The sequence below is a fragment of the Microcystis sp. LEGE 00066 genome (genome assembly GCF_015207925.1).
GTDB classification, from domain to species: domain Bacteria; phylum Cyanobacteriota; class Cyanobacteriia; order Cyanobacteriales; family Microcystaceae; genus Microcystis; species Microcystis ichthyoblabe_A.
Genome location: NZ_JADEVX010000037.1, coordinates 22575 through 29625 on the forward strand (window position 1 = coordinate 22575; position 7051 = coordinate 29625).

The 7051-nt window shown below is 43.7% G+C and carries 7 protein-coding genes and 1 pseudogene; 3 read left to right on the forward strand and 5 right to left on the reverse strand.

Annotation, left to right across the window (positions count from 1 at the left end; genetic code table 11):
* Positions 1-2: 2 nt before the first annotated feature.
* Positions 3-1289 (reverse strand): FAD-binding oxidoreductase, encoded by a 1287-nt coding sequence (locus IQ224_RS07510; RefSeq protein WP_194032789.1) that lies wholly within the window; start codon positions 1287-1289, stop codon positions 3-5.
* 251 nt (positions 1290-1540) lie between these two features.
* On the opposite strand from IQ224_RS07510, the gene IQ224_RS07515 reads away from it, so the two are divergent.
* Entirely contained in the window at positions 1541-2728 is a 1188-nt protein-coding gene (locus IQ224_RS07515; protein ID WP_194032790.1) for an aspartate aminotransferase, read from the forward strand.
* A 97-nt stretch (positions 2729-2825) separates the two neighbouring features.
* Positions 2826-3557, forward strand: coding sequence for a DNA repair protein RadC (gene radC, locus IQ224_RS07520; RefSeq protein ID WP_002732646.1), 732 nt, complete (start codon positions 2826-2828; stop codon positions 3555-3557).
* An 84-nt stretch (positions 3558-3641) separates the two neighbouring features.
* On the opposite strand, the pseudogene IQ224_RS07525 reads toward radC, so the two are convergent.
* Positions 3642-3722: pseudogene (locus IQ224_RS07525) on the reverse strand (DUF4164 domain-containing protein); the annotation flags it as partial.
* A gap of 65 nt (positions 3723-3787) precedes the next feature.
* Positions 3788-4168 (reverse strand): hypothetical protein, encoded by a 381-nt coding sequence (locus tag IQ224_RS07530; RefSeq protein WP_051048451.1) that lies wholly within the window; start codon positions 4166-4168, stop codon positions 3788-3790.
* Positions 4169-4487: 319 nt separating this feature from the next.
* On the opposite strand from IQ224_RS07530, the gene IQ224_RS07535 reads away from it, so the two are divergent.
* Positions 4488-5213 carry a GUN4 domain-containing protein gene (locus IQ224_RS07535; protein WP_002741747.1) on the forward strand — a complete coding sequence of 242 codons (726 nt, stop codon included), beginning with the start codon at positions 4488-4490 and terminating at the stop codon, positions 5211-5213.
* 1 nt (position 5214) lies between these two features.
* Here the strand turns inward: IQ224_RS07535 and IQ224_RS07540 are convergent, their stop codons facing one another.
* Entirely contained in the window at positions 5215-6000 is a 786-nt protein-coding gene (locus IQ224_RS07540) for a hypothetical protein (protein WP_002741749.1), read from the reverse strand.
* A gap of 44 nt (positions 6001-6044) precedes the next feature.
* Positions 6045-6992, reverse strand: coding sequence for a TIGR01777 family oxidoreductase (locus IQ224_RS07545; protein ID WP_002741750.1), 948 nt, complete (start codon positions 6990-6992; stop codon positions 6045-6047).
* Positions 6993-7051: the final 59 nt, after the last annotated feature.

Genomic DNA, 7051 nt, shown 5'->3' on the forward strand with positions numbered 1-7051 from the left:
AATTAGATTTTGTTAAGAAAGCGTTCAGGACTAAAAATACCGTGAGGATCGAATTTAGTTTTCAGGGTTTTCATCATAGTAATCGCGTTACCTGTATAACCCCAAGGTTCAATTTTTTCTTTTAGGGATGGAGGTGCGGTTAACACAGTTAAATAACCCTGATTGGCACTGCATAAAGAGCGAATTTTGTCAAGATTTTCCTCCGATTTTAAGATAACTTTACCCACGCCGCTACTAATATTAATCGAGGCTAGTCCGTTAATTTGGTCGATAACTAGAGCTAAACTGCTGGGTAATAATCCTATTTTGCCGAAAAAATTGCCCTCTTGGTCATAATTATCGAGTGTTTTTCGGTATCTTTGCCATAGAGAAACTTCTGCCTCATCCCGATAATAATTGGTCTGACAATCTAACTGTTGTCCTAAATAACTCACCTGTTGCGATTGTTTGCTAATACTTTCGGGAATGCTTTGAAAACGCAGCAGTAAAGCGACTTTTTGCTCTAATCCTAGTGCTTGCGTCATCCCTGGGTTTAAACATTCAGCCACGGTGGGAGTTAAGGACGATTGCCGAATAACTTGACTCAATTTGCTAATATTTTCGCTATTTCCAGTGATGATCAGGGTTTCTGAGTTAGCAGTTTCGGGATAGAGTCGCAGGGTAATTTGATCGATAATCCCTAAAGTGCCGTAGGAACCCGTAAATAGCTTCATCATGTCGTATCCCGCCACATTTTTGACCACACGCCCTCCCGCTTTAGCAATCTCCCCATCGTGACGGATAAAGGAGAATCCTAGGATCAGATCCCGGACTCCACCGTATCTTTGTCGCCATGTTCCCGCGTCGGCCGTGGCCATAATACCGCCAATCGTGGCATTATGGGCGAAACTGGGATCAAGAGGAATAAATTGACCGCTAGGAGCTAAAAAAGCCTGTAAATCCGCTAGTTTAAGCCCAGATTCCACGGTTATAGTTAAATCTCCCCTAGCATGGTCAATAATCCGGTTGAGATTTTGGGTACTGACTAAAATATCGGGCGACTCGACTAACCCACCCCAATCTAATTTACTGCCTTGACCATAGGCCAGTAAAGACAGACGATTTTCGTTGGCAAAACGCACTAGAGAGGCTAAAGCGGCCGTATTAGCGGGATAGACTATAATTTCAGGACTTTTGCCCCTAATTGCCCTTGATAATCTTTCTTGTTCCTCTTTTGGCACTTGTGGCCAGGCAATAACCGTCGTGTCGGCGGGTAAAATAGAAGTTATCTGGGCAGCGATCGCAGTCATATTTGAGAAAAGAATTGAGGAGTGAGGAGTCAGGACTTACCGGCCGCTAATGGCGAAGAATGGGGTTAATGCTAGGGCTAATCAGTAATTTTGGGCCTCTATTAGTTAGATTACCTTAGTTTGCCTCTCCATCTCCGATGTCGGGCAATTCCAGCCATACTGAGGCACAAAGAAGCTAATAACTAACTGCTGAATTAGCCATACACTCGTGCCATAATGTTAGATTACCTCGATCAGTAAGCCAAGAAGTAATGAGTGTAAATTGGACGAATAGCCGCGCCAAGCGATTAAGTGCCTTACCCCCCTACGTTTTCGCCCGCTTGGATGAATTAAAAGCCTTAGCCCGCAAAGAAGGACTAGATTTAATCGATTTAGGTATGGGCAACCCGGACGGTCCTGCCCCGCGTCCAGTTATCGAAGCGGCCATTCAAGCTTTTGAAACCCCCCAATTTCACGGTTATCCCCCCTTTGAAGGAACCGCCAGTTTCCGAGAAGCGATCGCTAAATGGTATGATCGCTCTTATGGTGTGGAACTCAATCCCGATAACGAAGCTTTACCCCTGCTCGGTTCCAAAGAGGGCCTATCTCACCTGGCCCTAGCTTATGTTAACCCCGGGGATGTGGTCTTAGTTCCCAGTCCCGCCTATCCCGCCCATTTTCGCGGTCCTTTGATTGCTGGGGCGACGCTATACCCAATAATCTTAAAAGCGGAACAGGATTGGCTGATAGATATCGATTCTATCCCCGAAGATGTGGCTAAACATGCGAAAATCCTCTATTTTAACTATCCCAGTAACCCCACCGCCGCCGTTGCCCCCCTGGAATTTTTTGAAAAAATCGTTGCTTGGGCCCAGCACTATGAGATTATGCTCGTCCACGATCTCTGTTATGCTGAATTGAGTTTTGATGGTTATCAGCCCACCAGTTTATTAGAAATTCCGGGGGCAAAAGAGATTAGTGTCGAATTTCATACCCTCTCGAAAACCTATAATATGGCTGGGTGGCGCGTCGGTTTTGTCGTGGGCAATTCCGATATTATTCAAGGGTTGCGCACCCTGAAAACTAATCTCGATTATGGCATCTTTTCCGTCATCCAAAAAGCGGCCGAAACCGCCCTACAACTGCCCGATGAGTACGTCAAACAAGTACAGGAAAGATACCGGCAGCGACGAGATTTTTTAATCAAAGGTTTGGGGCAATTAGGTTGGGATATTCCCCCCTCTAAGGCGACAATGTATCTCTGGGTTCCCTGTAGCGTCGGTATGACTTCCACGGATTTTGCCCTCAGCGTCCTGCAAAAAACCGGTGTCGTCGTTACTCCAGGTAATGCTTTTGGAGAGGGAGGGGAAGGTTATGTGCGCGTCAGTTTAATCGCCGATATCCCGCGATTAGGGGAAGCTTTACAGCGCCTCGAAGATGCGGGAATTCGCTATCAGTAAGGAGAGTTTTTCCCCTTGATTTACCGGCCAAATCCCTCTAGGCGCTGACTAAAATTGCGATTATGATAGAATTTTATCGCGGTAGCTTGCCACTTCCATGACCTACAGCTTAAGAATTGCGGATATTCCCGTCAGTGAAAGACCGAGGGAACGTTTAATCAGTGTCGGGGCGAAAAACCTCAGCAACGCCGAATTATTAGCGATTTTACTGGCTACAGGTCAAGGTAAAGGCAAACTCTCGGCGGTAGGTTTAGGACAGCATATTCTCAATGAATTGAGTAAATATCGCCGGGATCCTTTGGACGTTTTGAGGGATATTCAGCCCCAAGAATTAACCGCTATTCATGGCATTGGACCGGCTAAGGCTACTACTATTCTAGCGGCGATCGAATTGGGAAAACGAGCTTTTCAACGACGACCGACGGAAAAAATGGTTATCGATAGTCCCGATACCGCTGCCGCTATCCTTGGCCACGAACTAATGTATCAGTCTCAGGAACGTTTCGCCGTTATTTTACTCGATGTCAAAAATCAGTTAATCGCACTCAAGGTGATTACTATCGGCACAGCCACGGAAACACTGGTACATCCACGAGAAATCTTTCGAGAAGTAGTGAAACAATCAGCTACTAAGTTAATTATCGCCCATAATCACCCCACCGGGTCACTTGTGCCTAGTCAAGACGATATTTTACTCACAGAACAATTATTACAGGGAGCTACCTATCTAGCCATTCCTCTCCTAGATCATTTGATCCTCGGTAATGGCAACTTCCAAAGTCTTCGCCAAATCACAGATCTTTGGGAAAAATATCCTCAAGAAGATTGACAGAAAAGACACTCGATCTTTGTAGTTTAATTTTTTAGCCGTTTCAATTGGGCGTTAATTTCCTCAAACATTATGCGATCGCTGTCAAGGATTGGGGAGAAAACCAAAAATTTTGGCCGCTCCTCCTAAAATAGCAACAACCAAAGCTATCAGAATCCAGCAATTCTCATTTTAAGGTTTCATGACATAAAAAGCCTTATAACAAGAGGGTTGTACAATTCTTAACAATTTTAGTGATCGCTGAAACGGCGCAAAATCGTTCTGAATTTATTTTTGCTGATCAGAATCCCCCGACTGGTAAATTCCCGATCAGCGACTCTTGCAGTTAACCCTTTAATTTCTGCGGTTAGTCGCTCATCTAAACCAGGACTTGATCTTTCTCCTTTGCAAGGATCGGGATCGTCTCTCGTGTATCTGTTTGAAACTATCATTCCCTTTGCTGAGGTGACAGCCGTACCAGAAAGGAGCAGTCCGCTCGCTTTGGGATTGCTATCCTTGGGATTTGTCACTGTCAGCGCCGTCTCTTTTCCATTACCCAAGGGCAGCACTAACCATCGAGCCGACAGCAATCTTGATCGAGGAGCGTACCTACTGTCCGCACTTCTTAACATTCAATTGATAATTTTTACTAATATATTGCTTACAACTCTTTGCCAGTAAGGATTATAGCCACAATGAAGGATTTTTGTCAGGGTGAAGAATTATAAATTTTTTTCTCAGAAAAAATCAATTATTGAAAATGTTCTCAATAGTAGTTTCTACAATGAAGGTTTTTCGTCAAAATATCTTGGGAAATGTAAAGATATGTAAAAGTATATGAAGAGGTGCGGAATGTCGGTGCTAAAAATCCCTGTTTTGTCAGGAAAAAATCGAGCAGCCACCCCGAAATAGTGGTAATAGTATTGAAGGAGTGGTCTTAAAAGTGATGATATGACTGACCAGAATGGCGTGTTAGTAGAAGAACAAAGCGAAGATATTACCCGTAAGATGAGTCAATTAGCCACCGAGTCGCCGAAAAATCAATTACAGATTCTGACACAATTAGCCGAGGCCGGAGAAGGTGGACTAACTGTGTTGAGAGATTTTTTATTAGCCAGGCGCCCGACTCCTGTTAATCTGGTGACAGGTAAGGCCTATCAATTGCTATACCAAGATAATAGCACTCAGAGCAAGGAATTTTTAGCTAATTATTTCCCCACGGGTATTGTTCCCTTAGACAGTGCTAAAGGTATCGATTATCGACTTTTACAGGAACTATTGGCTAAACAGGATTTTCAAACTGCCGATAGTCTCACCCGTCAAAAACTCTGTGAATTAGCAGGAGAAGGAGCAATACAGAGGAAATGGGTCTATTTTACGGAAGTGGAAGCTTTCCCCGGTGTGGATATTCAGACTATTGATTATCTTTGGTTAGTTCATTCGGAAGGGAAATTCGGTTGGTCGGTGCAGCGCAAATTATGGCTCGGTGTCGGTCAAGATTTCCCGAAACTCTGGCCGAAAATTGGCTGGAAAAATGGCAATAATTGGACGAAATACCCGCAGGAATTTATCTGGGATTTAAGCGCTCCCGTCGGCCATTTACCCCTGTTAAATCAACTGCGTGGGGTGAGAGTGGCTGCCTCTTTATTTTCCCATCCCGTCTGGAGTGAAAAATAGATTAGCGATAGTAAAAATCATAGTTTTTTAGGGCATTCAGTCGGGCTAAATTGAGACGATAATGATAACCTAGTCTTTTTTGGAGAGGTTGCCAAAAATCTTTTTTAATGGGAGGTTGATAACTGGCATCAAGATGATTGCTTTTGTTTTTGAGTATTAACCAAGCTTCACTGGTATCTACTGTCCACCCGACTTTTGCTGCCGCTAGTCCCATAATACTGCCTTCGCCACTGTGCATTCCTTTCATTTCTAAATAGAGTGCTATCTTCCCCCAAAAATGCAAAAACTCTTGCTCTTTCCCTCCATCTCTAGTGACTATAAATAAAGACTCTCCAATCCAATTTACTTGTTCACTCGGAATTCCTAGTTTTTCAGAAACCCTAATTAAATTAGGTAAATCTCGAGGACGATATTTTTTATTATGCTCAACCATACTTTGATGATAACCAACGATACCTGGAGTAAAATCAAGATTGTCCGGTAATGATTCTATTAGTCTTGTATCCGCATCGACAAAAATAGCTGTCGGAAATAACTTTAAACTTTTTTCTAGAACAAAGCGTTTATCATTATAACAATGTAAAATCCCTTTTTGAGTATGTTTAAAAGCGATAACATTGGGACTATTATCAAAATACTGAGGCGCATCAGTTCCCACCACTAGACTGCCCCCAGGGGCGTATTTTTTTAAATCTTCAGCCAGAGTTTTAGTTAATTTTTGATACTTTTCTCTTAGGGCTAAAGTGCAAAAACAATAATTTGCTGTCGGTTCGGAAGAATTGCTCATAGATTAGTAATATCTGGAATTTTTGCCCTCAGTATATCAGCTTTCTACATTTTCGGGACAATTTCCTCTAAGGCCGCTTCTAGATTAGGATAACGATAGTCAAAACCGATCGCTTGGGTGGCTTTTGGCAGCACTTCTTGACCTTCTAAGACGATTTTTGCTCCTTCTCCCAAGAGAATTTCGAGGGCAAAATCCGGCACTGGCAACCAAGAAGGACGCTTCATTACTTCCCCTAATATCTGACAGAATTCTTTCATGCGGACGGGATTGGGTGCAGTAGCATTGAACGTGCCGCTAATTTCTGGGCGATCTAGACAATAGATAATTAAATTAATTAAATCATCCCGATGAATCCAAGAAAACCACTGACGACCGCTGCCAATCGGTCCGCCGGCAAAAAGTTTGAAGGGTGGGATCATTTTCCCTAAAGCACCCCCATTGCCTAAAACAATACCCGTGCGAAGAATGACTAAACGAGTGCCGTAATCTTTCACTTTTTGGGCTGCTGTTTCCCACTTTTTACAGACATCCGCCAGAAAATCGCCACCGGGAGGACTATTTTCGTCAAAACTAGCGGTTTCACTGGTTCCATAGTAACCGATCGCCGAGGAGTTAATTAAAACTTTCGGTTTCTGGGCGGCAAGTGCGGTCGCAACGCGCTCGCTACGCGAGATCGCCTCGACAATTTTCTCGGTGCCGATTTGCCGACTAGCGACGATCGCCTGTTTTACTTCACTGGTCCAGCGTTCCGAAATCGGTTCTCCGGCTAGATTGATCACCGCGTCACATCCAGAAATCTCTTTTTGCCAATCCCCCGATTCTGTGGCGATATAGGGAATAATCTCTATCTTAGGATAGATTGACTTTGGGTACATTCTTCGGGCTTTATCGGGATTGCGAGTCAAAATTAGGATGTCATCGCTGCGATCAAGGAGTTTGACCACCAATCGACTCCCCACAAATCCTGTCGCCCCAGTAATCGCTATTTTCATGGTTTCTTGACTAAATTTATCCTTATTTTAGCTGGTTTTTAACTATCAGAATTCAGGAG